The following is a 22878-nucleotide window of genomic DNA, read 5'->3' as shown; positions in this document are numbered from 1 at the left end:
GGCTCACGCCGCGTCGGAGGGGAGGCCCGTGGCGGGTCCGCCACGGGCCTCCCCTCCGTTCCCACCTGTGTTCCGACACCCCCGGCAAGGAGGCCGACACGTGTCAGCAGCAACCGAGATCCCCGCAGCCATCCCGAACCCGACCGGGCTCGAACCGAAGCGCCAGCGGCGCAAGGGCGGGCTCAACGCCGAGCACGGCCGCTGGGCCGTCTACCTCATCGGCCCGACGATCGCGCTCCTGGCGGTCGTCATCGGGTACCCGGTGGTCAGCGCGATCATCCAGTCGTTCCAGCTCGACCAGGGACTCGACAAGGCGACCGGCCTGTTCGTCGAGGGCGGCTTCGCCGGCGTGACGAACTACGTGCACTGGCTCGGCCAGCGGTGCGGTGAGGTCACCTGCCCGCCCGGCAGCCTCGGCTCGCAGTTCTGGGTGTCGATGGGCAACACGTTCTTCTTCACCGTCGTCACCGTGCTCGCCGAGACGGTGATCGGCGTGTGGATGGCCATCATCATGAACCGCAACTTCAAGGGCCGCGCCCTCGTCCGTGCCGCGATCCTGGTGCCGTGGGCGATCCCGACGGCCGTCACCGCGAAGCTCTGGTACTTCATCTTCGACGCGAACGGCGTGCTGAACCAGGTGATCGGCCACCAGATCCTCTGGACCAGCGGCGAGTGGGCATCCCGGTGGGCGGTCATCATCGCCGACACCTGGAAGACCACGCCGTTCATGGCGCTGCTCATCCTGGCCGGGCTCCAGCTGATCCCGGAGGAGGTCTACGAAGCCGGGAAGATGGACGGCGCCTCGACCTTCCAACGGTTCGTGCTCATCACCCTGCCGCTCATCAAGCCCGCGCTCATGGTCGCGATCCTGTTCCGCGTGCTCGACGCGCTGCGCATGTACGACCTGCCAGCGATCCTCACCGGCGGCGGCGGTGGTTCCGGCAACGCCACCACGACCCTGTCGATCCTGGTCGTCGAACAGATCCGGCAGGGCTTCAACTCCGCGTCGGCGCTGTCGACACTCACCTTCCTGGTGATCTTCGTCGTCGCGTTCCTGTTCGTGCGGTTCCTCGGCGCCAACGTCGTCCAGACGCAGGCCGCCCAGCAGAAGGGTGAACTCAAGTGACGCTCGCAGCAGACCGTCCGCGGTCCGGGGCCGTGCGCCGCGACCGCGCCGTCGACCGCACCGAGGTGCGCGTGCGCCGGGACACCGGGCCGCGGATCCGCACCGCCCTGCAGGCCGTCGTCATCGCCGTGTGGTGCCTCCTGCCGTTCTACTGGATGGTGGTCACGAGCTTCCGTGACGTCGGCTTCACGTTCGACGCCACCCCGTGGCCGACCCACGTGACGCTCGACAACTACGCGACGGCGTTCTCCACCTCGCTCGGCAACCACCTCGGACGGGCACTGCTCAACAGCCTGCTCATCGGTGGGGTCGTGACGATCATCGCCCTGCTCGTCGGCACCACGGCGGCGTACGCGCTCGCCCGGCTCGAGTTCCGCGGCAAGTCCCTCATCGCCGGCGCGATCCTGGCCGCGTCGATGTTCCCCGGCGTCGCCCTCATCTCGCCGCTGTTCCAGCTGTTCACCGACATCGGGTGGATGGGGTCGTACCAGGCGCTCATCCTGCCGAGCATCTCGTTCGTGCTGCCGCTGACCGTGTACACGCTCGCGTCGTTCTTCCGCGAGATGCCGTGGGACCTGGAAGAAGCAGCCCGCATCGACGGGTGCACCCGGGTGCAGGCGTTCCGGCGGATCATCCTGCCGCTCGCGGCGCCCGCGGTGTTCACCACGGCGATCCTGGCGTTCATCTCGAGCTGGAACGAGTACCTCATCTCGTCGCAGCTGTCGAGCGACGCGACACAGCCGGTGACCGTGGCGATCGCCTCGTTCGCCGGGTCGCAGCCGCACCAGGAGCCCTACACGGCGGTGATGGCCGCCGGCACGATCGTCACGATCCCGCTCGTGGTCCTCGTCCTGATCTTCCAGCGACGCATCGTGGCCGGGCTCACCGCCGGCGGCGTGAAGGGCTGACGACCATGGCCCAGCGCGGACCCACCCGTCCCACCGCCCACATCGAAGAGTCGATCGGCTTCGTCGGCATGTTCGGCGTCCTGTTCCTCGGCGTGACGGTGTTCTGCGAGCTCACCGGGCGACCGGCGCTCGGCTGGGCGCTCACCCTGCTCGTGTGCGTGCTCGGCGTCGTCGCCCTGGACCGGTGGCGGGTCGCCGTCCTCCGCCGGACCACGGCGCAGGACGGCACGGGTGGATCCGTGCCCCGGGGCGTCGGTGCTGCGCCCGCGGTGGCCCCGGTGCACACGTCGGTCACCGACCCCACCGGTCGCCGGCCCCGACCCGGCGCGGACGGACGGGTGCACCAGCACGCCGGCTGGGACGAGGTCGCACCGGCTGCACGACGGCCGGCGCGCACCGCACGGGTGCCGGAACGCAGGGCGGACCGCGGCGTGCCCGCGGTGGCGGACCGACGGGGTGGACCCGACGCACCGGCGGACGTGACGCACGGCACGGACGGCTGACGGGCCTCCCGGGTCGCACCGATGGGGATCCAGGAGATCGCGACCGTCACGGGGCTGTCGAAGTCCACCGTGTCGCGGGCGCTCCGCGGCATGTCGAACGTGGCCGACACCACGATCGAGCAGGTGCGGCGGGTCGCCGACGAACTCGGGTACGTCCCGAGCTCGGCAGCGGCCGGCCTGGCCACCGGTCGTCAGCGCGCCGTCGGGGTGGTCGTGCCCGTCATCGATCGCTGGTTCTACGTCAAGGCGCTCGGCGGCGTCGACGCGGAACTCCGCCAGGCCGGGTACGACCTGGTCCTCTACAACCTCGGCGGCCCGGGCGGCGACCGCGACCGGGCGTTCCGACGCTCGATGCTGCGGCACCGGGTCGACGGCCTCGTGCTGCTCTCCCTGGTGCTCGACGCCACCGAACGGGCCGAGCTCGAACTCAGTCGGCACCCCATGGTCGTCATCGGCGGCCCCGCACCGGGTCTGCGCAACGTGGGCGTCGACGACCGCGAGGTCACCCGGATCGCGGTCGAGCACCTGCACGGACTCGGCCACCGGCGCATCGCCTACGTCGGCGGGCAGGACGAGGCCGGCATGAACGTCGCCGTTCCGCACCTGCGGCGGGACGGGTTCCTCGACGCCGTGCGGTCGGGCGGACAGGCCGTGCCGGAACGGTGGTCCCTCGACGGCCGCTTCTCGTTCGCCGGCGGTGCCGCCGCCGGGGCCGGGCTGTTCGCCGAGCCGGCGTCGGAGCGACCGACGGCGGTGCTCTGCGCCTCGGACGAGATGGCCCTCGGTGTCCTGCTGGCCGCGCGCCGAGCCGGTCTCGCGGTACCGGAGGACGTGTCCGTGATGGGGATCGACGGCCACGAGTACGGCGCCACCGTCGGACTCACCACCGTCGCGCAGGACCCGGTGGCGCAGGGACGGACCGCTGCACGGGCGGTGCTCGCCGAGGTCGACGGCGGTGTCGCCGGCCCGATCGCGGCGGCACCCGCGCACCTGGTCGTCCGCGCGACCACGGGGCCCTGCCCGCACGGTGCCGCGTAGGGTCGCCCGCATGGAGGTCACCAAACTCGAACACGCCTGCCAGGTCATCGCCGAGAGTGATGCCCGCCTGGTCCTCGACCCGGGGGACTTCACCCGACCGGTCGACGCCACCGGGGTCGTCGCCGTCGTCGTCACGCACGAGCACCCGGACCACGTCACCCCCGAACAGGTCCGCCGGATCCTCGACGCGAACCCCGGTGCCGTCGTCATCGGACCGGAGGGGGTCCGCGCGGCGCTCGCCGAGGCGGACATCACCGTCGACGTCGTCACGGACGGCGACCACCGGACGGTCGGCCCCTTCGCGCTCACCTTCCACGGCACGCGGCACCAGCTGATCCACGCCTCGGTGCCGATCGTCGACAACACCGGCGTGCTCGTGAACGGCCGGCTGTTCCACCCGGGCGACTCCTACACGGACCCGGGCGTCCCGGTCGAGGTCCTCGCGGCACCCGTCGGGGCGCCGTGGCTCAAGGTCGCCGAGATGATGGACTACGTCGCCGCGATCGCGCCGTCCCGCGCGTACCCGATCCACGAGGCCACCCTGTCCGAGGTCGGCTTCGGCATGCACACGGGGCGGCTCCGCGAGGCCGTCGAGCCCGCCGGGTCGCTCGTCGTGCTGCGCCCGGGGGAGTCGCTCACGCTCTAGGGCTGCGCTGCGCGGCCTGGAGGCCCGTGGCGGCGCCGCCGCGGGCCTCCCGTCCGTCACCGAGTGAGCAGAACGCGACGGGTCGCGTCCACGCACCCGGCTTCTTCTGCTCACTGGTCGGGCGCCCGCCGGCGCAGTCGCGCCGCGACCAGGCGGTCGAGCGCCAGGGCGTCCCACGGAGCGTGCCGCTCGGCGTCGTTGTCGAAGTACACGTAGACGTCACGGCCGGCCTCTACGTGCTCGAGGACCGTCGTCGCCCACCCGCCGAGTGCCCGGGGCGAGTACCCGTCGTGGTAGGTCCGGGGTGCACCGTGCAGCCGGAGGTACGCGAGCGGTGCCCCGGTGTCCGCCCGGAAGCGGGGGAAGTCGCCGGCGTGCGAGTCGACGAGGGCGACGCGGTGTCGGCGCAGCACGTCGAGGTGCTCGTCGCCGAAGCCGGCTGCCCGGGCCTCGAGCGCGTGGTGGATCGAACACGCCGGTTCCTCGGGCTCCACGAGACCGTCCGGCTCCTCGGTGACCTTGTCGTCGTGGTGGCGTGCGAGTTCAGCGGCCGCACCGTGCGTCCGGGGGAGCACCCCGAGGAACGCGTCGAGCACCTCCGGCTTCGGCAGCAGGCGCTCGGGCAGCTGCCAGAGCACCGGTCCGAGGGTGTCCCCGAGCTCCAGCGGACCCGAGGCGAAGAAGTTCGCCAGCGCGGTCTCGACGTTCCGCAGCCGCAGCATGTGCGTGACGTACCGGCCGCCCTTGACCGCGAACCGGAACGGCTGCCCGCCCGAGGCCGCACGCCACGCCCGGTAGCGCGCCGGACGCTGCAGCGAGTAGAAGGATCCGTTCAGCTCCACCGTCGGGAACCGCGACGCCACGTGCTCGAGCCACCGCCGCTTCGCGAGGCCCTCGGGGTAGAAGTCCCCACGCCAGCCGTCGTACTGCCACCCGGACAGGCCGATCCGGACCGTCGCCGAGGGGCTGCCGCCGACGTGTCGTGGCGCTGCGATCGCGTCGTGGTCGGCCGTCATCGATCCACCGTATGCCAGCTCCGACACGGCGGCACACCCGGGCGACACGCCCCGTTTTGGTGCGGATGCGAGCCTTGTGCAATACTTGTCGAGTTGTCGGAACGGCCCCATCGTATAGCGGCCTAGTACGCTGCCCTCTCACGGCGGTAACGCGGGTTCGAATCCCGCTGGGGTCACCACAGGTGACATGCTCCGAGTCCGACAACAGCCGCGGCCCCATCGTATAGCGGCCTAGTACGCTGCCCTCTCACGGCGGTAACGCGGGTTCGAATCCCGCTGGGGTCACCAGTACGCAAACCCCCGTCCAGCTCCGGCTCGGCGGGGGTTTCGTCGTCTCGACTAGCCTGGATCGACCCCGTCGTCCGGGGGACGATCGCCTCGCGACGGGAGCACGATGCACGCCGAACGCCCACCGCACCTGCGCTGGAGGCTCGTCGCCCTCGTCGCCCTCGGCGGCGCGATCGGGACGGCCGTCCGCGCACTCCTCGCCACGGCGTTCCCCGCGCACGACGGGATCAGCTGGACCATCCTCGTGATCAACGTCGTCGGGGCGTTCTGCCTCGGGTTCCTGCTCGACGCGCTCGCGCGCCGCGGCCCGGACGTCAGTCGTCGTCGCGCGGTCCGGCTGTTCGTCGGCACCGGCGTCCTCGGCGGTTTCACGACCTACAGCACGCTCGCGGACGACACCGCGCAGCTGCTCGACCTCGGCCACTGGACGGCCGGCAGCGGGTTCGCCCTGCTGTCGGTCGTGCTCGGACTCGTCGCTGTCGTCCTCGGTCTGTGGGTCGCCGCGGCCACCCGGCCCCGCACCCGCCCCGAACCGCTGCAGGACGCCCGATGAGCCCGGCCGAACTGGTCCTGGTCGCCGTCGGCGGGGGAGCCGGCGCCGCCCTGCGCTTCGTGCTCGACGGCGTCGTGAAGGGCCGCGTCGCCGGTTCGCGGTTCGCCGGGTTCCCGGTCGGGACCCTGCTCATCAACGTGTCCGGATCGCTCGTGCTCGGGGTCCTGACGGGCCTCGGGCAGGCCGGCACCATCCCCGCCTCGACGGTCGCTGTGCTCGGGACGGGCATGATGGGCGGGTACACGACGTTCTCGACGGCGAGCGTCGAGACCGTACAGCTCCTCCGATCCGGCAAGACCCGGCTCGCCGTCCTGAACGGCCTCGGGATGCTCGTCGTCTCGGTCGGCGCAGCTGCGCTCGGCCTCTGGATCGGAAGGAACTCATGACCTCGGAACGCCCCGGCGAACTCGTCCTCGTCCGTCACGGAGAGACGGAGTGGTCGAAGAGCGGGCAGCACACCGGCCGCACCGACATCCCGCTCACCGACAACGGTGTCGAGCAGGCGAAGCGCGCGGGCCGGTACCTCGGGGACCGGTCGTTCGCGCTGGCGCTGTCGAGCCCGCTGCAGCGCGCCCGCGACACCGCGCACCTGATCGGCGTCGAGCCGGAGCTCGACGAGGACCTGTACGAGTGGGACTACGGCGCGTACGAGGGCCTCACCACCCCGCAGATCAAGGTGCTGCGCCACGGGCCGTGGGACCTCTGGACCGACGGGGTCCCCGCCGGTGACACCCCCGGTGAGAACGCCGCCGAGGTGCGGGTCCGCGTCGAGCGCATCCTGAACCGTGCCCGTCCGGTGCTCGCCGAGGGCCACGACGCCGTGTTCATCGCCCACGGCCACGTGCTGCGGGCGCTCGGTGCCGCGTGGATCCGGCTCGCGCCGCAGGACGGCGCCGTGCTGAAGCTCGGCACCGCCTCGGTCAGCATCCTCGGCTACGAGCACGGCCGCCCCGTCATCGACGCCTGGAACATCCAGCCGCGCGACTGACGCCGTGGTGGGCCGGACGGGCTCGCGACCGCGACGGACGCGGTGATCGCGACCACGGACGAACGGGAGGCCCGTGGCGGCGCCGCCACGGGCCTCCCGTCCGCCGTCTGCGCCCGTTCCTTCCCCTGTCACGCGCGATGGCAGGCGGAATCGGGCGTCCCTGGTCGAAACGAACGACCAGGTACGCCCGGTTTCGACCCGGTACGCCCGATTCGACCCGGTATGCCCGGTTCGACCAGGTACGCCCGGTTCGACCAGGTACGCCCGGGACGACCGGGCGCTTCAGACGGTCCGGATCGCGCTCGTCGCACCCAGGGCACGGCCACGCCGGCGCTCGATCGCACGCCCGACGAGCAGCAGCCCCACGCTGACCACGGCACCGAGGACGGTCTGCGCGATGCGGTCGAGCGCCAGCAGCTGGGGTGCCTCGGGCAGGCTCAACCACGACACCGCCAGGGCGAGCGGGGTGAGGAACAGCAGGCACACGGCGTAGTTCCGGGCGACGAAGATCTCGGCGAAGAACTGCCCGACGACGGCCAGCACGACGATCCACCACGCCGACGGCTCGAGCAGCAGGATGCCGACCGCGATGACCGTGCCGCCGATCGTGCCGACCACACGCTGCCCGGCGCGGACCACGGTGTGCCGCTGGCGGATCGCCGGCAGGGTCGAGACCACCGCGATGACCGCCCAGTAGGGGTGCCCGAGCCCGGGGATCGACTCCGCGACGGCACCGGCGACGAGTGACCCGACGACGTTGAGCGCGACGGTCTCCCACAGCGCCGGTGTCCGCAGGACCGCGAGCGACCGGTGCTTGCGGTCGGCCAGCGGGCGGAACCGGTGCGGGGCGTGCGGGTGGAACAACCGGCGGAGCACCGCACCGGACATCGCGACGAGCCAGGCCCAGACCACCGAGCAGACGATGATCGTCGTGACGAGCGGGACGTCCGCCGGGCGCATCGGCACGAGTGCGGACACGACGAACGCGAACACCGGGAAGATCGGCTGCGCGGGGATCGCCCGGAGCGTGGAGAGGGTGCAGACCGCGACCACCAGGACGACGACGAGACCCACGGCCTGCAGCCAGAGCGGCGACCCGACGAGCCCGACCCCGATGCCGGCGAACATGCAGAGCGCCTGCAGTGCACCCGCGACACCGGTGGTGACGGCACGCTGCCGGTAGGGCTCGGTCGCACCGAAGATGGCGGTGAACCCGGCGAACATGGCGAAGGCGGCGTACCCCGGCATGCCGAGGGCGATGAGCAGCGCGAGCGGTGCGCCACCGGCGATCGCGGCGCGTGCCGCGCCCTCGAGGTTGATGGTCCGGGTCGAGTGCGCAGGTGTCGTCATGGCGTCACCATCCTCCCACCGCGACGGGTCTCGGGGAGTCGCCACGGGCCTCCAGGCCACGCCGTGGCGGGGTGCCGGGCCTGCGGCGGGCCGGGTGTCCCGCGTTGGTATACCAATGGTAGAGTCGCCTGATCGGGCCGCGGTCGCGGCGCAACGACGAGGACGAGGAGGGCTGAGCTCATGGGAAAGACGCTCGCCGAGAAGGTGTGGGACGACCACGTCGTGGTCAAGGGCGAGGACGGCAACCCGGACCTCCTCTACATCGACCTCCACCTCGTGCACGAGGTGACGAGTCCGCAGGCGTTCGACGGCCTGCGGCAGGCCGGGCGTCCGGTGCGTCGCCTCGACCTGACGATCGCGACCGAGGACCACAACACCCCGACGCTCGCCATCGACCGCCCCATCGCGGACCCGACGAGCCGGATCCAGATCGAGACCCTCCGTCGCAACTGCGAGGAGTTCGGCGTCCGGCTGCACTCCCTGGGCGACAAGGAGCAGGGCATCGTCCACGTGGTCGGTCCGCAGCTCGGCCTGACCATGCCCGGCATCACCGTGGTCTGCGGCGACTCGCACACCAGCACCCACGGGGCCTTCGGCGCGATGGCGTTCGGCATCGGCACGTCCGAGGTCGAGCACGTCCTCGCGACGCAGACCCTGCCGCTCAAGCCCTTCAAGACGATGGCGATCACGGTCGAGGGCACGCTGCGCCCGGGGGTGACGGCGAAGGACATCATCCTGGCCGTGATCGCGAAGATCGGCACCGGCGGTGGACAGGGTTACGTGCTGGAGTACCGCGGCTCCGCGATCCGCGCGCTCTCGATGGAGGGCCGCATGACGATCTGCAACATGTCGATCGAGGCCGGTGCCCGCGCCGGCATGGTCGCCCCCGACGAGACCACCTACGACTACGTGCAGGGCCGCGACCACGCGCCCACCGGTCAGGACTGGGACGACGCCGTCGCGTACTGGGAGACCCTCGCCACCGACGACGACGCCGTGTTCGACGCCGAGGTGTTCATCGACGCGGACGAGCTCGAGCCCTTCGTCACCTGGGGCACGAACCCCGGCCAGGGCGTCTCGCTGTCCGAGAGCGTGCCGGACCCGGCCGCCTACAGCGACCCCAACGACCAGGCCGCTGCTCGCCGCGCGCTGGAGTACATGGACATCACCGCCGGCACCCCGATGAAGGACATCGCCGTCGACGCGGTGTTCATGGGGTCCTGCACGAACTCGCGCATCGAGGACCTGCGGGCCTTCGCGTCGATCATCAAGGGCCGCACCAAGGCCGACGGCGTCCGGGTGATGGTCGTGCCCGGCTCCGCGCGGGTCCGGCTCGAGGCCGAGGCCGAGGGGCTCGACCAGGTGTTCACCGAGTTCGGTGCCGAGTGGCGGTTCGCCGGCTGCTCGATGTGCCTGGGGATGAACCCGGACCAGCTGGCACCGGGGGAGCGCTGCGCGAGCACCTCGAACCGCAACTTCGAGGGTCGCCAGGGCAAGGGCGGCCGCACGCACCTGGTGTCGCCGCTCGTCGCCGCGGCCACCGCGGTGCGCGGCACGCTGTCCAGCCCGTGGGACCTGGAGACCGACGACGAGATCGCGGCGGCGACGTCCGCCACCGCCACCGAGGGGACCTTCTGATGGACAAGATCACCACCGTCTCCGGCATCGCCGCGCCGCTCAAGCGGTCCAACGTCGACACCGACCAGATCATCCCCGCGGTCTACCTGAAGCGCGTCACCAAGACCGGCTTCGAGGACGCCCTGTTCGCCGGTTGGCGGCAGGACCCCGACTTCGTGTTGAACCAGGAGCGCTACCAGGGTGCCCGTGTGCTCGTCGCCGGGCCGGACTTCGGCACCGGATCGTCCCGCGAGCACGCCGTCTGGGCGCTCCGCGACTTCGGCTTCACGGTGGTCGTCTCACCCCGTTTCGCGGACATCTTCAAGGGCAACGCCGGCAAGCAGGGCCTGGTCACGGCGATCGTGACCGAACCGGAGGTCGAGCGTCTGTGGGCCGCCATCGAGGCGAACCCGGGCATCGAGGCGACGGTCGACCTCGTGACGCAGCGCGTGTCGCTGGGGGATGTGGACGTCCCCTTCGAGATCGACGCTTACACTCGTTGGCGGTTGATGGAAGGGCTCGACGACATCGGGCTCACCCTCCGTGACGAGACCTCGATCACGGAGTTCGAATCCCGCCGCTCCAGTTGGCGGCCGAAGACATTGCCGGTGAAGTAGTGAACTCTCTCGTACAGGACGCAGCGGCCGCAGGGGCGCGCGTGGGCCTCAAGTCGGACGAGATCGTCATCCGCGGGGGCAAGCCGCTCGTGGGACGCATCGAGGTCCGTGGGGCGAAGAACCTCGCGACCAAGGCCATGGTGGCGTCGCTGCTCGGTGACACCCCGTCGATCCTCCGTGACGTGCCGGACATCTCCGACGTCAAGGTGGTCCGCGGGCTGCTCGAGGTGCACGGCGTGCGCATCACCGATCCTGCACGAGGCGAACTCATCCTCGACCCGTCGCGGGTCGAGTCGGCGCACTTCGCCGAGATCGACGCGCACGCCGGTTCGAGCCGCATCCCGATCCTGTTCTGCGGTCCGCTGCTGCACAAGCTCGGCGAGGCGTTCATCCCCGACCTCGGCGGCTGCCGCATCGGCGACCGCCCGATCGACTTCCACCTCGACGCCCTCCGCGCCATGGGTGCGGTCGTCGACAAGCAGGTCAACGGCATCCACCTGACGGCCCCGGACGGCCTGAAGGGCGCGTCGATCGAGCTGCCGTACCCGAGCGTCGGCGCGACCGAGCAGGTCCTGCTCTCGGCGACCCTCGCCAAGGGCGTCACCGAGCTGCGGAACGCCGCGATCGAGCCCGAGATCATGGACCTCATCGCGATCCTGCAGAAGATGGGCGCCATCGTCTCGGTCGAGCCGAACCGCGTCATCTTCATCGAGGGCGTCGAGTCGCTCCGCGGCTACACGCACCGCGCGATCAACGACCGCAACGAGGCCGCGAGCTGGGCCTCCGCCGCGCTCGCCACGAACGGCGACATCTTCGTCGAGGGTGCGAACCAGCAGGAGCTCATGACGTTCCTCAACGTCTTTCGCAAGGTCGGCGGCGGGTTCGACATCCAGGAGGACGGCATCCGGTTCTACCGCGAGCTGGACACCCTGAAGCCCGTGGTCATCGAGACCGACGTGCACCCCGGCTTCATGACGGACTGGCAGCAGCCGCTCGTCGTCGCGCTGACGCAGGCCGACGGCCGGAGCATCGTGCACGAGACCGTCTACGAGAACCGCTTCGGCTTCACGGACGCCCTGAACGAGATGGGTGCCGACATCGTCGTGCACAAGGAGGGGCTGCCCGGCCACGACCGTCGTGTCGCCCGCCGCCCGTTCGAGCAGGCCGCCGTCATCACCGGTCCGACGAAGCTGCACGCCGCCAACGTCCGCGTCCCCGACCTGCGCGGCGGGTTCAGCCACCTCATCGCGGCGCTGACCGCCGACGGCGAGTCGCACATCACCAACGTCGGCATCATCAGCCGCGGCTACGAGCACTTCATCCCGAAGCTGCGCAAGCTCGGCGCCGACTTCGACTTCGCTGGATAGGCGCAGTGCGGGCTGCAGGAAAGGGCGACGGTCTGGAGGCCCGTGGCGGCTCCGACGCGCAGGTCACGACCGGCCTCCCCGTGCGAGGGCGCCGGTGGCGCCGCGGTGAGCTGAACACCGCGTTCCGGATCGTCGCCTCGATCGTCATCCCGACGTTCCGGTTCTCGGCGCGCTACCACTGGCACGGCCCGAACCGCCTGCCGGCCGAGGGTGCGTTCGTGCTCGCGCCGAACCACTTCACGAACATCGACCCCCTGGTCGTGGGCACCGCCGTGTACATCTCGAAGCGGGCGCCGCGGTTCCTCGCGAAGGCGTCGCTGTTCAAGGTCCCCGTGGTCGGCAAGCTCATGTCCGGCATGGGACAGATCCCGGTCGAACGCTCCGGCCGGACGCGCCTGAGCGACCCGCTCGGGGGCGGACGCTCGTTGGTCGAGCAGGGCGGGGCGATCATCGTCTACCCCGAGGGCACGCTCACCCGCGACCCCGACCTGTGGCCGATGCGCGGCAAGACGGGTGCGGTGCGGATCGCGCTCGAGAACGATGTGCCGCTCATCCCGATGGCCCACTGGGGCACGCAGAACATCATGGCGCGGTACGGCAAGAAGCTCCGGCTGTTCCCGCCGTCCCGCGTCGACGTGATCATCGGTGACCCGGTCGACCTGTCGGCGTACCGCGGCCGGCAGATCGACCAGCAGATGCTCGGCGCGGCCACCGAACTCGTCATGCGCGAGATCACCGCGCTGCTCGAGGTGCTCCGTGGCGAGCGGGCACCCGCGACCCGCTGGGACCCGGCGGCGAACAACCAGAAGGAGACCGGCCGGTTTGAGTGACCTCCGACCCCACGACGACCGACCCGACCCCGCCGCCGCGGCTCCGGGGGCCTTCGACACCGCCGCGATCCGGGTGGTCATGCAGTCGACCGACAAGCCCCGGGTGGCCGTGATCGGTGCCGGCAGCTGGGGCACCACGTTCGCGAAGGTGCTGGCCGAGGGCGGTGCGTCCACCGTGGTGTGGGCCCGCCGCCCCGAGGTCGCCCGCGAGATCACCGAGACCAAGCGCAACTCGGACTACCTGCCCGGCATCAACCTGCCCCGCACCCTGACCGCGTCGACGTCCCTCGAGCGCGTGCTCGACGGCGCCTCGCAGGTGTACGTCTCGGTGCCCTCGCAGACCCTGCGCTCGAACCTCGCCGCGATCCGCGAGCTGCTGCCCGCGGACGTGCCGGTCGTCAGCCTGATGAAGGGCGTCGAGAAGAGCACGGGACTGCGGATGAGCGAGGTCCTGCTGCAGGGCCTCGGCATCGACCAGGATCGCATCGCGGTGGCCAGTGGCCCGAACCTGGCGCTCGAGATCGCCCGACGGCAGCCGACCGCTGCCGTGGTGTCGTCGTCCTCGCTGGAGACCGCCACCGAGGTCGCCGCAGTCGCGACGAACCCGTACTTCCGGTCGTTCATCAACACCGACGTCATCGGCACCGAGTTCGGCGGCGTGCTGAAGAACCTCATCGCCGTCGCGATCGGCATCGTCGACGGGGTCGGCTACGGCGAGAACACCAAGGCCTCGATCATCACGCGCGGCCTCGCCGAGATGACCGACTTCGCGGTGTCGCTCGGCGCGCAGTCGTCCACGCTGTCCGGGCTCGCGGGCCTCGGCGACCTCATCGCCACGTGCCAGTCACCGCTGTCGCGGAACAACACCGCCGGGCGGTTGCTCGGCCAGGGCTACCGGTTCGACGAGGTCGTCCGCCAGATGAACCAGACGGCGGAGGGGCTGGCCTCGGTCGCACCGATCCTCGAGCTGGCCGCGGCGAACGGCGTCGACATGCCCATCGTCAGCCAGGTCGGCGAGGTCCTCGCCGGTAGGCTCGATCCGCGCAACATCGCGCCGCACCTCACCGAGACCGACGAGCCGCAGGGCGAGTGACCGGTCCCGCACCGAGTCACGAAGGGACTCCCGTGCCCACGATCCCCGAGGGAACCCCCATGCCCAGGACCACCGTCGCCGTGCTCTTCGGCGGTCGCTCGAGCGAGCACGAGATCAGCTGCGTGACCGCCGGCGGCATCATGGACGTCGTCGACCGGGCCGAGTACGACCTCGTGCCGATCGGGATCACCCAGGACGGTGCCTTCACGCTGCAGTCCGACGACCCGGCGCAGTGGACCATCCGCGACGGCGCGCTGCCCACCGTGCCCGACAACGGCACGCGGATCGCGTTCCCGACCTCGCCGGCCACCAACGAACTCGTCGTGTCCCACCCCGACGGCACGGTCACGGCGATCCCGGTCGACGTGGTGTTCCCGATCCTGCACGGCCCCTTCGGCGAGGACGGCACGATCCAGGGCCTGCTCGAGATCGCCGGGCTGCCGTACGTCGGCGACGGCGTGCTCGCGAGCGCCCTGGCGATGGACAAGCACGTCGCCAAGGCCGTGCTCGAGCACGCCGGGCTGCGGGTCGCACCGTGGACCACCGTGCTCCGCCGGCAGTGGGCGGCCGACCCGGTGGACGTCGCCGAGACGATCGCCGCGCACGGCTGGCCGCTGTTCGTCAAGCCGGCTCGCGCCGGGTCGAGCATGGGTGTCTCACGCGTCGACGAGCCCTCGCAGCTGGGTGCCGCCATGGACCTGGCGTTCGAGCACGACTCCAAGGTGATCGTCGAGCCCCGTGTGGTCGGCCGCGAGGTCGAGGTCGCCGTGCTCGAGGGGCGTGACGGTGTGCCGCGCACGAGCCTGCCGGGCGAGATCGTGGTGGCCGAGGACGGCTTCTACGACTTCGCGTCGAAGTACCTGGGCGGCGACGAGTCGCTGCTCTGCCCGGCACCGCTGACCGACGACCAAACCGACGAGATCCGCTCCATCGGTGCCCGCGCGTTCGAGGCCATCGGTGGTTCCGGGTTGGCCCGTGTCGACTGCTTCCTGACCGACGACGGCTTCGTCGTGAACGAGGTCAACACGATGCCGGGCTTCACGCCGCTGTCGATGTACCCGCGCTGCTGGGCGGCGTCGGGCGTGTCCTACGGCGAGCTGATCACCGAGCTCATCGAGCTGGGTCGCGCGGCCGTCCGCTGACCAGGCCGTGCTGGCCCGATCGGCGCGCGAGCGTCAGGCGGGGTTCAGCCCTGCACGTCGTCGGGGTCGAGGCGCTGGTTGAGCTGGCGCTGCTCCGTCCGCTGGGTCAACCCTGCACGTCGTCGGGGTCGAGGCACTCGTGACCGTCCTTCGGCAGCGACGACACGGCGTCGGACAGCTCCTGCACGACCGTCGACGTGGTCTTCGTCGAGTCGACCACGACCTGCGCTGCCGGTGACCGACCGAACGTCGTGAAGACGACCTGGTCGCCCCGGTCGTCGCGGATCCAGTCCACGCCGCCCTGCGAGAAGCACGGCAGGTCGGACACGGTGGGGACGGCGACACCGCAGTGGTAGATCGCCACCTCGGGGTCGCCCCAAGCAGCGGTCGCCTGCGCGTTCGTGTTCCGCAGGTCGAACTTCGAGTCCACGGTCGCGGGCAACCGGACCTGCACGGCGGCGCACGCCGCTGCGTTCGCCGACGGCGCGGCGGACATCGACACGGCGTTCGTGCACCCGGTCAGCCCGGCGGCGAGGGTGATCACGGCCCCCAGGATCGCGAGGGTGCGAGGGGTGCGGCGCGCGGTGTCCATCGCCGTCCAGGCTACCGTTCTCGTGTGGATGCGACGGACGACGCCTGGGCCGGACCGACGGTGGGGGAGCTCGGCGAACTCGTCGTCCTCGACCGGATCACGAGCCGCCTGCCCGCAGGGACGCCGATCCTCGGCCCCGGAGACGACTGCGCGGTCGTGGCCGCCCCCGACGGCCGGTTCGTCGTGACGACGGACATGATGGTCCACGGTCCGGACTTCCGGTGGGCGTGGTCGTCGCCGTCGGACATCGGCTGGAAGGCGGCCGCCACGAACCTGTCCGACGTCGCCGCGATGGGTGCCGTGCCGAGCGGCCTCGTGATCGCCCTCGCCGCACCGCAGGACACCCCCGTGTCCGTCCTCGAGGGCATCGCCGACGGCTTCCGGCTCGCCGTCGACGCACTCGCGCCGGGGTGCGGGGTCGTCGGGGGAGACCTCTCCACCTCGGCGACGTTCACGGTGGCCGTCACCGCCTTCGGCGACCTGCTGGGCCGGGCGCCCGTGCTGCGGTCGGGCGCGAGCGTCGGTGACGTGCTCGCGGTGTCCGGCGAGCTCGGGCGTGCCGCCCGCGGGCTGTCCCGGCTGTTCCGCGACGGCGTCGACGGCCGGGGCGAGCCGGACCGCACCGCGACGGTCGCGAGCGGCGCGGACGTCGACCCCGACGTCGGACGCCAGCGCCGCCCGGTGCCCCCGATCGCCGACGGGCCGCTCGCGGCCGGAGCCGGGGCCACCGCGATGCTCGACCTGTCCGACGGCCTGGCGATCGACGCCGGTCGGCTCGCCCGTGCCAGCCGGGTGACGCTCGAACTCGATGCCACCACCGACCTCGACGAGGTGGCGCTGCACGGTGGCGAAGACCACGGATTGCTGGCCACGTTCCCGGCCGACGTGATCCTGCCCGGGGGCTTCCGGCGCATCGGTGTCGTGCGGGAGCGTGGCGACGCGGACCTGCTGCGCGCCGGTGCCGCGGTGCCGACGACCGGCTGGGACCCCTACGCCGACTGGGACGGCGCCGCCGGCTGACCCGGCCAGGTCGGTGCACGACCGTGTTGCGACAGAACACGCGTCGTTCGACAGGTGCACTGTCGCAGAGCGCGTGCACACGCGCAGAACGCCTCAGCCGGCGGCGACGGCCTCCCACGCGACGGTCTCGCCGTAGCTGCGCTTGCTGAACGGCTCCAGCCCGGCCGGCCAGGTGGGCTCGGGGGAGCGCTTGCTCCGCTCGACCACCACGACGGCATCCGGCGTCAGCTTCGGCGCCAGGGCCTCGAGCACCTCGGCGAGCTCGTGCTCGGTGACGTCGTAGGGCGGGTCGATGAACACCAGGTCGAAGGTGCGGACGGTCCCGCGCAGGTACCCGAGCACCGGCTGTGGCTGCACGTCGATCCGGACGCCCGGCACCCGCTGCTGCACGGCCTTCGCGTTCGCCCGGCAGGCCTGCGCGGCGGCGGATGCCCGGTCGACCAGGACCACCTCGGCCGCACCGCGGGACGCCGCCTCGAGCCCGAGCGCGCCCGTGCCCGCGTACAGGTCGGCCACCGACGTGGCCTCGACGAGCCCCCGTGCCTCGAGCGACGAGAACAGCGCCTCGCGCACGCGGTCGCTCGTCGGGCGGGTGCCGGACTTCGGCACCCGGAGCGTCAGGGAGCCGGCGGCGCCGGCGATGATGCGGGTCATGCAGCCACCGTATCGGCCCGGCGGGTCCGGTCCGGTGTTCTCCACAGGCCGCTCGGGAGGCGCGGGTGGGGTCGGTCGTGCCCGGTACCGTTGGAGCGTGGTCACCTCCGGAACCCCCGCTGCGCCGGCCGCGCCCGACCTCGGTCCGGCGCCGCTCGACGCGCGGCTCGCGAACGTGCTCGGCGGTCGGACGGCGACCGCGATCGAGAAGGCCTTCGGCTACCGCACGGTGGGGGAGTTCCTCGAGCACGCGCCCCGCCGCTACGCCGAGCGTGGTGCACTGACGGCCCTCGACTCGCTCGCGATCGGCGAACCCGTCACCATCGTGGCCGAGGTGGTCGACGTCCGTGAACGCACCATGCGCGCGCGCCGCGGCTCGATCCTCGAAGCGAAGATCGGCGACGGCAAGGGCCTGCTCACCCTCACGTTCTTCAACCAGGGGTGGCGCACGAAGGACCTCGTACCCGGCGCCCGGGGCATCTTCTCCGGCAAGGTCAGCGACTACCGGGGTGCCCGGCAGCTCGCCCACCCCGACTACGAGCTGTTCGACCCCGACGACCCCCGCGCCACGGCGGAGCCCGGTTCCGACGAAGCGATCCGGTGGTCGCGCCAGCCGATCCCCATCTACCCGGCAACGGCCTCACTCACGTCGTGGCAGATCGCGAAGTCCATCGGGATCGTCCTCGACACCCTGCCGGACCTGCCCGACCCGGTGCCGGCGTCCGCGCGGTCCCGGCTCGACCTCGTGCCGTTCCGCCGTGCCCTCGAGCTGCTGCACCGCCCCGAGAAGGTCGCGGACTTCAAGCGCGCGCAGGACGCCCTGCGCTACCGCGAGGCGTTCGTGCTGCAGACCGCCCTGGTGCAGCGCCGGATCGCGGCCCGTCGCACCGCGGCCACCCCGCGCGTGGCCGCCCCCGGTGGCATCCTCGAGCGCTTCGACGCCACCCTGCCCTTCACGTTGACGGACGACCAGCGGGCCGTCGGTGCCGACATCGACCAGGACCTCGCCCGCACCTGGCCCATGCACCGGCTGATCCAGGGCGAGGTCGGGTCCGGCAAGACCCTCGTGGCGATCCGGGCGATGCTCACGGTGGCCGAGTCCGGTGGCCAGTCCGCGCTCATCGCCCCGACCGAGGTGCTGGCGGCCCAGCACCTGCGCTCCATCGTGAAGTTCCTCGGGCCGGACCTGGCCGCCGAGCTGCGACCGGTGATCCTGACCGGGTCGCAGTCCACCGACGAACGTCGCCGTGCCCTGCTCGCCGCGGCGTCGGGCAGCTCTCGGTTGGTCGTCGGCACCCACGCGCTCCTGGGCGACCGGGTGGACTTCGCCGAGCTGGGGCTCGTGGTGGTCGACGAGCAGCACCGCTTCGGTGTCGAGCAGCGCGAGGCCCTCCGCACCAAGGGGACGACCCCGCCGCACGTGCTCGTGCTCACGGCGACGCCGATCCCGCGCACCGTCGCGATGACGGTGTTCGGCGACCTCGACGTCTCGACCATCACGGGCATGCCGTCGGGGCGCGCCGGTGTCGAGACCTTCACGGTCCCGTTGGCGGAGCACCCCGGGTGGGAACCCCGGATCTGGTCCCGCATGGCCGAAGAACTGGCCAAGGGCCGCCAGGCGTTCGTCGTCTGCCCGGCCATCGACGACGCCCACACCGAGGACGACGGCGAGCCGGAGCCGGCCGAGGGCCAGGACGACACCCCGAAGCGCGCCCCGGCGACCGTGCTCGCCACCGCCGAGCGGATGCGCACCATGCCCGTGCTCGAAGGGCGCTCGATCGCGGTCCTGCACGGTCGGATGACCGCCGACGAGAAGGACCGCGTGATGACGTCATTCGCCGCCGGCGACCTCGACGTGGTCGTCGCGACGACCGTGATCGAGGTCGGCGTCGACGTCCCGAACGCGGCGATGATGGCCGTCCTCGACGCCGACCGGTTCGGGGTCTCGCAGCTCCACCAGCTCCGCGGCCGCATCGGTCGTGGGCAGTGGGCCGGCGTCTGTCTGCTGGTCACCTCGGCCGAGCTCGAGACCACCTCGCGCGAGCGCGTCGACGCGGTGGCCGCCTCGGACGACGGGTTCGAGCTCGCGCGGGTCGACCTCGAGCTCCGACGCGAGGGCGACGTCCTGGGCGAACGGCAGTCCGGTGGACGGTCCTCGCTCAACCTGCTCCGGGTGGTCGAGCACGCCGACCTCATCGTCGACGCGCGCGAAGAAGCGGAGCGCGTGCTCGAACCCGATCCCGAACTCGAGGGGTCCCCGGCCCTCCGTGACGCCCTCGCCCGGCGCCTGGACGAGTCCGACGCGGCGTTCCTCGGCAAGAACTGACCCCGGAGCACGACGGCCCGCGCGGTATCGTCGCTGCCATGGCGCAGATCGCGGTGGTCCCCGGTTCCTTCGACCCCGTCACCCTCGGGCACCTCGACGTCATCGGCCGCGCGGCCGGGCTCTTCGACGAGGTGCACGTCCTCGTGGTGCACAACCCCGACAAGAAGCCGGCGATGTTCGAGGCGGTCGACCGGGTGCGGCTCATCCGCGAGTCGCTGGTCGAGGTCGGCGCGCCGGACACGGTCACGGTGGGCGAGTGGACATCCGGTCTGCTGGTGGACTACTGCCGGCAGGTCGGGGCGAAGGTCCTGGTGAAGGGCGTGCGGTCCGGCGAGGACGTCGCGTACGAGACCCCGATGGCCATCATGAACCGCCACCTGGCCGACGTCGAGACGGTGTTCCTGCTGCCGGAGGCGTCACGGGCGCACGTGTCGAGCTCGCTGATCCGCCAGGTGTCGTCCCTCGGCGGTGACGTCACGCCCTACGTCCCGAAGACGGTCGCCGACGCGCTCGCGGCCCGCTGAGCACGCCCGCTGAGCGCGCCCGCCCAGCATACCCAGCACGCTCGCTGAGCCCACCGCGTCCGGACACGCCTGTCGCCACCTCGACTCTCGGCCCCGATCGCGCTAGGCTTGTCGATCGTGTCTTCCCCCGTGAACAGCCCCTACGCCCTGCGCGTGCGCGACCTCGCGCACCGGCCGGGTGAGATGCGCGAGCACTCGCTCGACATCGAGGTGCCCGACGCGATGGGGGCCGGTCTGATCGGCGTCCGACAGGGTGCCGAACTGCACATCGACGTCAAACTCGAAGGCCTGCACGAGGGTGTCCTCGTGTCCGGACACGCTTCGGCCGACGCCACGGGGGAGTGCTCGCGCTGCCTCATCGACATCAGCGAACCGATCGAGGTCGATTTCGCCGAGCTGTTCGCGTATGATGCCTCGGAGGATTTCGACTTCTTCGTTCGCGATGACCACGTGGACACCGAACAGGTCGTTCGAGATGCGGTGGTGCTGTCGCTGCCGTTCCAGCCGGTCTGCCGACCGGACTGCCCAGGACTCGACCCGGTGACGGGCGAGCGTCTGGCCGACCTCGGCGAGCAGCCCGCTCGTCAGGTGCTGGATCCTCGTTGGGCAGCGCTCAGCGCGATCGAGCTCGACGACAGCACCGACGGTGACACCACCGCACCGAAGACCACCGAGGGCGAGGAGCGGGCCGAGACCGAGTAGGTCCCGACACCGCCAGCCCCCGTACCGACCACCGACCAACCGAAAGAGATTCACCATGGCCGTTCCCAAGCGCAAGCAGTCCCGTGCGAACACGCACGCCCGTCGTTCGCAGTGGAAGGCCACGCCGATCCAGCTCGTGAAGACGATCGAGAACGGTCAGGTCACCTACAGCCTCCCGCACCGCGCGAAGGTCGTCGAGGACTCGGCCGGCACGCCCCTGTACATGGAGTACAAGGGCCGCAAGGTCGCCGACGTCTGATCGGACCGAACGCATGACGACAACGTCCGGCGCTGCGGGGTCTCGCCCCGCGGGGCCGGACGTCGTTCGTCTGCAGGGCATCCTCGGGGCCGACATCGACCTCGAGCTGCTCCAGCTCGCCCTGACGCACCGCTCCTACGCCTACGAGCACGGGGGCATCAAGCACAACGAGCGCCTCGAGTTCCTCGGGGACTCGATCCTCGGCCAGGCCGTGACCGTGAAGCTCTACCGGTCGTTCCCCGACCTCGACGAGGGTGACCTCGCCAAGCGTCGGGCGAGCCTGGTGTCGACCGTGGCGCTGGCCGAGATCGCCCGGATGATCGGGCTCGGCCGCTACCTGCGCCTCGGCAAGGGCGAGGAACAGACCGGCGGGCGCGACAAGTCGTCGATCCTGGCCGACACCGTCGAAGCCGTCATCGGCGCAACGTACCTGTCCGCCGGCCCCGACCCGGCCACCGAGCTCGTGCTCCGCCTGGTCGAGCCGCTCATGATCGACCCGGACCGCTTCGGAGCCGCGATGGACCCGAAGACGAGCCTGCAGGAGCTCGCCTCGAGTCGTTCGCTCGGCAACCCGGCCTACCGCGTCACCGAGACCGGCCCGGACCACGACAAGACCTTCATGGCGACGGTCGTCCTGCAGGGCGAGGACATCGCCACCGGCACCGGGTCGAGCAAGAAGGCCGCCGAGATGGCCGCCGCGCTCGACGCCTGGACCCGGCTGTCCGGTCGAGCGGCCTGACCGCGTGCCCGAACTCCCCGAGGTCGAGGTCGTCCGCGCCGGCCTCGAACCCGCCGTCAGCGGTGCGCGGGTCCTGCACGTCGACGTGGTCGACGACCGTGCGCTCACCCGGCACGACGGCCCCTCGGAGGACTTCGCCGACCGACTGACCGGTCGCACGATCGCCGCTGCCGTCCGCCGGGGCAAGTTCCTCTGGATGCCGCTGCAGCCCGAGTACGACGGGGATCGCCCCGAGGCACTCGTCGCCCACCTCGGCATGAGCGGGCAGATCCTGCTCGGCCGTGGTCGACCGGCGGCCAAGCACCGGCGGATCCTCATCGACGTGCAGCCCGCGGGCACCGACCGCTCTGGTGCCGCGGAGCCCGCCGTGGAGCTCGAGTTCGTCGACCAGCGCACGTTCGGCTCGATGGCGATCGACGCGATGGTGCCGACGATCGACGGTGCTCCCGCCGGGTTCGGCGGGCAGGTCGACGCGATCGACCCCGACGCCGTGTGGCGCCGATGGGTGCCCGGGCAGGTGTCGCACATCGCCCGTGACCCGCTCGACCCCGCGTTCGACGACGACCGGTTCGCCGCGATGGCGCGGAAGCGTTCGAGCGGCATCAAGCGGGTGCTGCTCGACCAGGGCGTGGTGAGCGGCATCGGCAACATCTACGCCGACGAGTCGCTCTGGGCCGCGAAGCTGCACTACGACCGCGCCGCCGACCGCCTCACCCGTGCCGACCTGCGACGGCTGCTCGACGAGGTCCGCGTCATCCTGCGCCGGGCGCTCGAGGACGGCGGCACGAGCTTCGACGCCCAGTACGTCAACGTGAACGGGCAGTCCGGGTACTTCTCGCAGCGCCTGAACGTCTACGGGCAGCAGGGGAAGCCGTGTCCGCGCTGCGGCACGACGATCGTGCGCGAGGCCTTCATGAACCGGTCGAGCCACATCTGCCCCGTGTGCCAACCCCGTCCCCGCGCCCGCACGCGCTAGCCTG

The 22878-nt window shown here is 71.5% G+C and carries 25 protein-coding genes and 2 tRNA genes; 23 read left to right on the top strand and 4 right to left on the bottom strand.

Features of this window, described 5'->3' with window-relative positions; translation table 11 throughout:
• Positions 1-100 precede the first annotated feature (100 nt).
• The 5 genes from DEJ35_RS04730 (at position 101) to DEJ35_RS04710 (ending at position 4221) form a co-directional block, all read left to right on the top strand.
• Positions 101-1126 carry a carbohydrate ABC transporter permease gene (locus tag DEJ35_RS04730; protein WP_111090492.1) on the top strand — a complete coding sequence of 342 codons (1026 nt, stop codon included), beginning with the start codon at positions 101-103 and terminating at the stop codon, positions 1124-1126.
• Between the two features lie 71 nt (positions 1127-1197).
• The gene (locus DEJ35_RS04725; protein WP_375231865.1) at positions 1198-2034 is read left to right on the top strand and encodes a carbohydrate ABC transporter permease; all 837 of its coding nucleotides are present in this window, start codon (positions 1198-1200) and stop codon (positions 2032-2034) included.
• 5 nt (positions 2035-2039) lie between these two features.
• Positions 2040-2537, top strand: a complete 498-nt coding sequence (locus tag DEJ35_RS17190; protein ID WP_181419990.1) for a hypothetical protein — start codon at positions 2040-2042, stop codon at positions 2535-2537.
• Between the two features lie 21 nt (positions 2538-2558).
• Positions 2559-3575, top strand: a complete 1017-nt coding sequence (locus tag DEJ35_RS04715; RefSeq protein WP_111192142.1) for a LacI family DNA-binding transcriptional regulator — start codon at positions 2559-2561, stop codon at positions 3573-3575.
• Positions 3576-3585: 10 nt separating this feature from the next.
• Positions 3586-4221: an MBL fold metallo-hydrolase gene (locus DEJ35_RS04710; RefSeq protein ID WP_111192141.1), complete on the top strand. Its 636-nt coding sequence runs from the start codon at positions 3586-3588 to the stop codon at positions 4219-4221.
• Between the two features lie 110 nt (positions 4222-4331).
• Here the strand turns inward: DEJ35_RS04710 and DEJ35_RS04705 are convergent, their stop codons facing one another.
• Positions 4332-5237: a DUF72 domain-containing protein gene (locus DEJ35_RS04705; protein WP_111192140.1), complete on the bottom strand. Its 906-nt coding sequence runs from the start codon at positions 5235-5237 to the stop codon at positions 4332-4334.
• Positions 5238-5340: 103 nt separating this feature from the next.
• Here DEJ35_RS04705 and DEJ35_RS04700 point away from each other — a divergent pair.
• The 5 genes from DEJ35_RS04700 to DEJ35_RS04680 all read left to right on the top strand — a co-directional run bounded on the left by DEJ35_RS04700 (position 5341) and on the right by DEJ35_RS04680 (position 7066).
• A tRNA-Glu gene (locus tag DEJ35_RS04700) sits at positions 5341-5416 on the top strand.
• Between the two features lie 33 nt (positions 5417-5449).
• A tRNA-Glu gene (locus DEJ35_RS04695) sits at positions 5450-5525 on the top strand.
• A 106-nt stretch (positions 5526-5631) separates the two neighbouring features.
• A complete protein-coding gene (locus DEJ35_RS04690; protein ID WP_110859121.1) occupies positions 5632-6078 on the top strand; it encodes a CrcB family protein in 447 nt (148 codons plus the stop codon).
• Positions 6075-6464, top strand: a complete 390-nt coding sequence (gene crcB, locus DEJ35_RS04685; protein ID WP_110859120.1) for a fluoride efflux transporter CrcB — start codon at positions 6075-6077, stop codon at positions 6462-6464. Before DEJ35_RS04690 ends, crcB begins: the two co-directional genes overlap by 4 nt.
• Positions 6461-7066 (top strand): histidine phosphatase family protein, encoded by a 606-nt coding sequence (locus tag DEJ35_RS04680; RefSeq protein ID WP_027465908.1) that lies wholly within the window; start codon positions 6461-6463, stop codon positions 7064-7066. Before crcB ends, DEJ35_RS04680 begins: the two co-directional genes overlap by 4 nt.
• 282 nt (positions 7067-7348) lie before the next feature.
• Here DEJ35_RS04680 and DEJ35_RS04675 read toward each other — a convergent pair whose 3' ends face one another.
• Positions 7349-8416: an FUSC family protein gene (locus DEJ35_RS04675; RefSeq protein ID WP_110859119.1), complete on the bottom strand. Its 1068-nt coding sequence runs from the start codon at positions 8414-8416 to the stop codon at positions 7349-7351.
• A gap of 180 nt (positions 8417-8596) precedes the next feature.
• Here DEJ35_RS04675 and leuC point away from each other — a divergent pair, with 180 nt between their 5' ends.
• The 6 genes from leuC (at position 8597) to DEJ35_RS04645 (ending at position 15082) form a co-directional block, all read left to right on the top strand.
• Positions 8597-10054, top strand: a complete 1458-nt coding sequence (gene leuC, locus DEJ35_RS04670; RefSeq protein ID WP_111090488.1) for a 3-isopropylmalate dehydratase large subunit — start codon at positions 8597-8599, stop codon at positions 10052-10054.
• Positions 10054-10650, top strand: coding sequence for a 3-isopropylmalate dehydratase small subunit (gene leuD / locus DEJ35_RS04665; protein WP_110859117.1), 597 nt, complete (start codon positions 10054-10056; stop codon positions 10648-10650). The genes leuC and leuD overlap by 1 nt, the downstream gene beginning before the upstream one ends.
• A complete protein-coding gene (gene murA, locus DEJ35_RS04660; protein ID WP_110859116.1) occupies positions 10650-12017 on the top strand; it encodes a UDP-N-acetylglucosamine 1-carboxyvinyltransferase in 1368 nt (455 codons plus the stop codon). The genes leuD and murA overlap by 1 nt, the downstream gene beginning before the upstream one ends.
• Positions 12018-12022: 5 nt before the next feature.
• A complete protein-coding gene (locus DEJ35_RS04655; RefSeq protein WP_110859115.1) occupies positions 12023-12847 on the top strand; it encodes a 1-acyl-sn-glycerol-3-phosphate acyltransferase in 825 nt (274 codons plus the stop codon).
• Between the two features lie 79 nt (positions 12848-12926).
• Complete coding sequence (locus DEJ35_RS04650; RefSeq protein ID WP_110859161.1) at positions 12927-13940, top strand: NAD(P)H-dependent glycerol-3-phosphate dehydrogenase; 1014 nt, start codon at positions 12927-12929, stop codon at positions 13938-13940.
• A 59-nt stretch (positions 13941-13999) separates the two neighbouring features.
• Positions 14000-15082, top strand: a complete 1083-nt coding sequence (locus DEJ35_RS04645; RefSeq protein WP_071244873.1) for a D-alanine--D-alanine ligase family protein — start codon at positions 14000-14002, stop codon at positions 15080-15082.
• 106 nt (positions 15083-15188) lie between these two features.
• Here the strand turns inward: DEJ35_RS04645 and DEJ35_RS04640 are convergent, their stop codons facing one another.
• Positions 15189-15674: a DUF3515 family protein gene (locus DEJ35_RS04640; protein ID WP_110859114.1), complete on the bottom strand. Its 486-nt coding sequence runs from the start codon at positions 15672-15674 to the stop codon at positions 15189-15191.
• Between the two features lie 24 nt (positions 15675-15698).
• On the opposite strand from DEJ35_RS04640, the gene thiL reads away from it, so the two are divergent.
• The gene (gene thiL / locus DEJ35_RS04635; RefSeq protein WP_111192139.1) at positions 15699-16694 is read left to right on the top strand and encodes a thiamine-phosphate kinase; all 996 of its coding nucleotides are present in this window, start codon (positions 15699-15701) and stop codon (positions 16692-16694) included.
• A 93-nt stretch (positions 16695-16787) separates the two neighbouring features.
• Here the strand turns inward: thiL and DEJ35_RS04630 are convergent, their stop codons facing one another.
• Positions 16788-17348, bottom strand: a complete 561-nt coding sequence (locus DEJ35_RS04630) for an RsmD family RNA methyltransferase (protein ID WP_110859112.1) — start codon at positions 17346-17348, stop codon at positions 16788-16790.
• Between the two features lie 97 nt (positions 17349-17445).
• On the opposite strand from DEJ35_RS04630, the gene DEJ35_RS04625 reads away from it, so the two are divergent.
• From DEJ35_RS04625 to mutM, 6 genes are all read left to right on the top strand, one after another.
• Positions 17446-19674, top strand: coding sequence for an ATP-dependent DNA helicase RecG (locus tag DEJ35_RS04625; protein WP_258378432.1), 2229 nt, complete (start codon positions 17446-17448; stop codon positions 19672-19674).
• 38 nt (positions 19675-19712) lie between these two features.
• A complete protein-coding gene (gene coaD / locus DEJ35_RS04620) occupies positions 19713-20198 on the top strand; it encodes a pantetheine-phosphate adenylyltransferase (protein WP_111192138.1) in 486 nt (161 codons plus the stop codon).
• Positions 20199-20327: 129 nt separating this feature from the next.
• Positions 20328-20900, top strand: a complete 573-nt coding sequence (locus DEJ35_RS04615; protein WP_071405664.1) for a DUF177 domain-containing protein — start codon at positions 20328-20330, stop codon at positions 20898-20900.
• A gap of 55 nt (positions 20901-20955) precedes the next feature.
• Positions 20956-21159 (top strand): 50S ribosomal protein L32, encoded by a 204-nt coding sequence (gene rpmF, locus DEJ35_RS04610; RefSeq protein WP_017888273.1) that lies wholly within the window; start codon positions 20956-20958, stop codon positions 21157-21159.
• 13 nt (positions 21160-21172) lie between these two features.
• On the top strand, positions 21173-21898 hold the full coding sequence (gene rnc, locus DEJ35_RS04605) for a ribonuclease III (RefSeq protein WP_173034235.1): 726 nt from the start codon (positions 21173-21175) through the stop codon (positions 21896-21898).
• A 4-nt stretch (positions 21899-21902) separates the two neighbouring features.
• Positions 21903-22874 carry a bifunctional DNA-formamidopyrimidine glycosylase/DNA-(apurinic or apyrimidinic site) lyase gene (gene mutM / locus DEJ35_RS04600; protein ID WP_111192137.1) on the top strand — a complete coding sequence of 324 codons (972 nt, stop codon included), beginning with the start codon at positions 21903-21905 and terminating at the stop codon, positions 22872-22874.
• Positions 22875-22878 lie beyond the last annotated feature (4 nt).

This window comes from Curtobacterium sp. MCPF17_051 (genome assembly GCF_003234595.1).
Taxonomy (GTDB): Bacteria; Actinomycetota; Actinomycetes; order Actinomycetales; family Microbacteriaceae; genus Curtobacterium; species Curtobacterium flaccumfaciens.
Note: the sequence above shows the minus strand (reverse complement) of the source record. Positions and strands in the feature narration are given on the sequence as shown.

Excerpts from the sequence above, each read along its gene's own strand:
- DEJ35_RS17190 (WP_181419990.1), top strand. The coding sequence starts at position 2,040 with ATGGCCCAGCGCGGACCCACCCGTCCCACCGCCCACATCGAAGAGTCG.
- DEJ35_RS04715 (WP_111192142.1), top strand. The coding sequence starts at position 2,559 with ATGGGGATCCAGGAGATCGCGACCGTCACGGGGCTGTCGAAGTCCACC.
- DEJ35_RS04710 (WP_111192141.1), top strand. The coding sequence starts at position 3,586 with ATGGAGGTCACCAAACTCGAACACGCCTGCCAGGTCATCGCCGAGAGT.
- DEJ35_RS04705 (WP_111192140.1), bottom strand. The coding sequence starts at position 5,237 with ATGACGGCCGACCACGACGCGATCGCAGCGCCACGACACGTCGGCGGC.
- DEJ35_RS04690 (WP_110859121.1), top strand. The coding sequence starts at position 5,632 with ATGCACGCCGAACGCCCACCGCACCTGCGCTGGAGGCTCGTCGCCCTC.
- crcB (WP_110859120.1), top strand. The coding sequence starts at position 6,075 with ATGAGCCCGGCCGAACTGGTCCTGGTCGCCGTCGGCGGGGGAGCCGGC.
- DEJ35_RS04680 (WP_027465908.1), top strand. The coding sequence starts at position 6,461 with ATGACCTCGGAACGCCCCGGCGAACTCGTCCTCGTCCGTCACGGAGAG.
- DEJ35_RS04675 (WP_110859119.1), bottom strand. The coding sequence starts at position 8,416 with ATGACGACACCTGCGCACTCGACCCGGACCATCAACCTCGAGGGCGCG.
- leuC (WP_111090488.1), top strand. The coding sequence starts at position 8,597 with ATGGGAAAGACGCTCGCCGAGAAGGTGTGGGACGACCACGTCGTGGTC.
- leuD (WP_110859117.1), top strand. The coding sequence starts at position 10,054 with ATGGACAAGATCACCACCGTCTCCGGCATCGCCGCGCCGCTCAAGCGG.
- DEJ35_RS04650 (WP_110859161.1), top strand. The coding sequence starts at position 12,927 with ATGCAGTCGACCGACAAGCCCCGGGTGGCCGTGATCGGTGCCGGCAGC.
- DEJ35_RS04645 (WP_071244873.1), top strand. The coding sequence starts at position 14,000 with ATGCCCAGGACCACCGTCGCCGTGCTCTTCGGCGGTCGCTCGAGCGAG.
- DEJ35_RS04640 (WP_110859114.1), bottom strand. The coding sequence starts at position 15,674 with ATGGACACCGCGCGCCGCACCCCTCGCACCCTCGCGATCCTGGGGGCC.
- DEJ35_RS04630 (WP_110859112.1), bottom strand. The coding sequence starts at position 17,348 with ATGACCCGCATCATCGCCGGCGCCGCCGGCTCCCTGACGCTCCGGGTG.
- coaD (WP_111192138.1), top strand. The coding sequence starts at position 19,713 with ATGGCGCAGATCGCGGTGGTCCCCGGTTCCTTCGACCCCGTCACCCTC.
- rpmF (WP_017888273.1), top strand. The coding sequence starts at position 20,956 with ATGGCCGTTCCCAAGCGCAAGCAGTCCCGTGCGAACACGCACGCCCGT.
- rnc (WP_173034235.1), top strand. The coding sequence starts at position 21,173 with ATGACGACAACGTCCGGCGCTGCGGGGTCTCGCCCCGCGGGGCCGGAC.